Below are 3,434 nucleotides of genomic sequence, written 5' to 3' on the forward strand. Positions count from 1 at the left end.
ACCCGGGAGTAGCCTGTGCCTCAGTCCCCGCCCCAGCCATTGCCCAACCTTTCCAGCCCTTTTTGACAACGCGACAACCGGCCTCCCGCTGCGTGCACCCGCAGCGCCCGAGGCCACGGCCTGAACCGAGCTTTGTGCGCTATCCGCGCCCCGCAACGAGCCGTCTGTAACGCCCCTTCTGCCCCCAGCCCCCTTACGCGCCAGACACCACCATGAAACTCAGCAACCTTTCCGTCGGCCTGCGCCTGGGCGCATCCTTCGGCGCCATTCTTCTCATCACGGCTCTCATTGCGGCCACAGGGATGTGGCGCATTGCCAGCCTGCAAAGTGCCAGCGAGCGCGTCGCCACGCAGGAGATCGAGCAGCAAACCCTTGTGGAGGACTGGGCGTCAGACATCCGGCTGAACTGGGTACGCACCGAGGCCTTCCTCAAGGCCATCGACCGCGACTACATGGACAAGCTCACCGCCGATACCCAGGCGACGGCGAAGGGCATGGAAGCCAAGGTCAAGCGCATTGAGGCACTGGTGCAAGGCGACCAGGCCAAGGGGCTTCTGGCCGCAATTGCGACGGCCCGGCAGGCCTACAACGACAAGCTCAACGAAATCCGGGAACTGCACCGCGGTGGCGAACCCAACGTGCCCGCCCTCGTGGACAAGGACCTGCGCCCGCTGGCCGACAAATACCTTCAATCCCTCGACGACCTGCGCAAAACCATGGCCGCCCAGCTGGCCGAAAGCCAGGCAGACACCTCCACCCTGGCCAAAGCCAGCCAGGTGCTATTGGGCGTAGGCACGCTGGTGGCCGTCGCGCTAGGCGCATTGATGGGCCTGACCGTCACGCGCTCCATCGTGCGCCCCTTGCAGCAAGGCCAACAAGCCGCCGAAAGCATTGCAGATGGCGACCTGACCCACCCCATTACTACCAGTGGCAATGACGAAACCGGCCAGTTGCTCCAAGCACTGTCCACCATGCAATCGCGCCTGGCCACCATCGTGGGCAACGTGCGCAACAGCGCCGAGGGCGTGGCCACGGCCAGTGCCGAGATTGCATCAGGCAACAACGACCTGAGTGCCCGCACAGAACAGCAGGCCAGCGCACTGGAGGAAACCGCAGCCTCCATGGAAGAGCTGGGCTCCACCGTGCGCCAGAACGCCGACAACGCCCGCACCGCCAACCAGCTGGCCATGAGCGCCAGCACCGTGGCCGTGCAGGGCGGAGACGTTGTGGCCGAGGTGGTGGACACCATGAAGGGCATCAACGACAGCAGCCGCAAGATCGCCGACATCATCAGCGTGATCGATGGCATCGCCTTCCAGACCAACATCCTGGCGCTGAACGCGGCTGTGGAGGCCGCACGCGCGGGCGAACAGGGTCGGGGCTTTGCCGTGGTGGCGGGCGAGGTGCGCAGCCTGGCGCAACGCAGCGCCGAGGCCGCCAAGGAGATCAAGGGTCTGATTGGAACCAGTGTGGAACGCGTGGAGCGCGGCACGGCCCTGGTGGACAAGGCCGGCGCCACGATGACCGAAGTGGTCAGCGCGATTCGGCGCGTGACCGACATCATGGGCGAGATCAGCGCTGCCAGCAGCGAACAAAGCCAGGGCGTCTCACAGGTCGGCGAGGCCATCACGCAGATGGACCAGGCCACCCAGCAAAACGCCGCCCTGGTGGAACAAAGTGCTGCAGCCGCCGACAGCCTCAAGACCCAGGCCGGCCAGCTGGTGGACGCCGTGGCGGTGTTCCGCCTCTCGGACAACGCCACGCGCCCCAACAGCACCGTGCCCGCCCCCGTGCGCAGCAATTCCCCCGCGTCATCACGTCTGGACTACCGCAGCGTGGCGCCACGCCAGCTGACTGCCTGAACAGGCAGGCTCGGCCAGCTCAGGCGAGCTGCGCCAGCGTATCCACAAAACCATCGGCATCCACGGCCCGCACGGGCTGGCCGTGGTTGTAGCCATAGGTGACCAGCACCACCGGGCAGCCCGCAGCCCGCGCGGCCTGCGCATCGTTGCTGGAGTCGCCCACCATGAGCGTGCGCGCAGGGTCGGTACCCAATGCTTCGCAGGTCTTGAGCAACGGCAACGGATCGGGCTTCTTGCGCTCGAACGAGTCGCCACCGAAGACCTTCTCGAAATAGCCGTCAAGCCCCTTGGACTGCAGCAAGGGCAGCGCAAAGTCCCGGGGCTTGTTGGTCAGACAGGCGAGACGCAGACCACGGGCGCGCAAAGCCTGGAGCCCCGCCTCCACACCGTCATACACCCCGGCATACTGGCCATTGATGGCGAGATAGTGGCGTTGGTAGCTGGCCCAGGCCGATGGATACAACGCTTCAATTTCAGTAGCAATAGAGGCATGATTTATCTGCGCCAGCACGTGGTGGAGCACTGAACGCAGCAAATGCTCCGACCCCTTGCCTACCATGTGTTCGATGGTCTGTGCCGCAATCGACGGCAGCTCCAGTTCGCGCAGCATGCGGTTCAGTGCCTCGTTGAAATCACCCATGGTGTCCACCATGGTTCCGTCCAGGTCGATGATGGCGGCGTCCACGCCGGTGAGCAATGTGGACAGCGGGGGGGTAACGGCGAGAGACATTGGGCAAGCATTCGGAAAGAGAAGACGGGACCAAGTTTACGGAACCCGTCAAATCCTCCCCTGGTCTGCCTTGCTTCGTTCACCGCAGGCTGAGCGTCTCGCGCTTCCACGCTGGGTCTTGCCAACGCTGGAACAGGGGCAGCGCTGCCACATCGCCCGTCACGCGCTCGGTGGTCAAGCCCTCCAGCCGCACCACCTCAAAACTCTTGCGGTAGCGGCCCTGGCCCCGGGCTTCGCGCGCCACCAGCATCTGCTGGCCGCCGGGCACCCAGCCCGCCCACTCGGCCACGCCGGTCTCGGGCGTGGCGGCGGCGGGCGGCAGCACATCGGCCAGCCAGCCGCCTTCCGTTTTGCGCAGCACCCACAGCTCGCGCCAGCCTTCCATGGGCTGCACGGCCAGGGCCAAGGCTGTGCCTTCGCGGTTGGTGCTGGCCGATGCAGTCCACACCACGCCGTAGGTGCAGCGGCGCAGCAGCGGGGCCTTGGCGCTGTGCTGCGCGTCCACCAGCAGCACGCAGGTTTCGCCGGGGGCGCCAGGCTCAGTCAGCAGCGTGGGGCGTGCTCCGGCGGCGGTCGCGACAGGCGCCGCTGCAGGCACCAGCGCCCAGCGTACGGCGCTCACGCGCATGGCAGCGTCGTTGTAGGCGCTCTGGTCCTCGTCAGGCAGCTCGGCCTTGCTCACGCCGGTGAATTCCGTCAGGGCGCGTGCGGCGGCTGCGGCCACCGCCGGGTCGGCCGCGTTTTTGCGTGCTTGCTGGAAGGCTGCAGCACCCCACACGCTGGCGCGGCGCATCTGCACGCGGTTGCGCAGGTAGCCGGGCAGGCCCGCCAGGTCCACACGC

Annotated in this window: 2 protein-coding genes and 1 pseudogene; 1 reads left to right on the plus strand and 2 read right to left on the minus strand. The window is 66.5% G+C overall.

The features are described from left to right. The first annotated feature begins 212 nt into the window (after positions 1–212). Positions 213–1,862, plus strand: coding sequence for a methyl-accepting chemotaxis protein (locus tag DBR23_RS00310; protein ID WP_108496928.1), 1,650 nt, complete (start codon positions 213–215; stop codon positions 1,860–1,862). Between the two features lie 19 nt (positions 1,863–1,881). Here the strand turns inward: DBR23_RS00310 and gph are convergent, their stop codons facing one another. Continuing rightward, positions 1,882–2,592 (minus strand): phosphoglycolate phosphatase, encoded by a 711-nt coding sequence (gph, locus tag DBR23_RS00315; RefSeq protein WP_108496929.1) that lies wholly within the window; start codon positions 2,590–2,592, stop codon positions 1,882–1,884. 79 nt (positions 2,593–2,671) lie between these two features. Continuing rightward, a pseudogene (locus tag DBR23_RS30115) lies at positions 2,672–3,434 on the minus strand (hypothetical protein); the annotation flags it as partial.

The organism is Acidovorax sp. HMWF018, from assembly GCF_003061035.1.
GTDB classification, from domain to species: domain Bacteria; phylum Pseudomonadota; class Gammaproteobacteria; order Burkholderiales; family Burkholderiaceae_C; genus Acidovorax; species Acidovorax delafieldii.

Coding starts and splice junctions, on each gene's coding strand:
- gph (WP_108496929.1), bottom strand. CDS start 2,592: ATGTCTCTCGCCGTTACCCCCCCGCTGTCCACATTGCTCACCGGCGTG.
- DBR23_RS00310 (WP_108496928.1), top strand. CDS start 213: ATGAAACTCAGCAACCTTTCCGTCGGCCTGCGCCTGGGCGCATCCTTC.